General features: G+C 66.2%; 1 protein-coding gene. It reads left to right on the forward strand.

Features of this window, described 5'->3' with window-relative positions:
- Positions 1-117 precede the first annotated feature (117 nt).
- Positions 118-278: hypothetical protein (locus SB771_RS34170; RefSeq protein WP_410721940.1), on the forward strand; the 161-nt coding region annotated here is incomplete at its 3' end.

The following is a 278-nucleotide window of genomic DNA, read 5'->3' on the forward strand; positions in this document are numbered from 1 at the left end:
CACCTATTGCGGGTGAGTCATTTTGACTCAGTGACATCGCGCGAGACCGTCGCCAGGAGCAGATCGAATCAATTCGCCCCCCGCGACAAGCGCCGGCCGGGCCACTATGTTCGCCCCATGACCGACACCCCCGCCGCTTCGGCCCGCCCGCGCCTCTATCTCATCGACGGTTCGGGCTACATCTTCCGCGCCTATCACGCCCTGCCGCCGCTGACGCGCAAGTCGGACGGCCTGCCGGTGGGCGCGGTGGCGGGGTTCTGCAACATCCTGTGGAAGTT

The sequence above is a fragment of the Burkholderia sp. SIMBA_051 genome (assembly GCF_046534915.1).
Taxonomy (GTDB): domain Bacteria; phylum Pseudomonadota; class Gammaproteobacteria; order Burkholderiales; family Burkholderiaceae; genus Burkholderia; species Burkholderia ambifaria.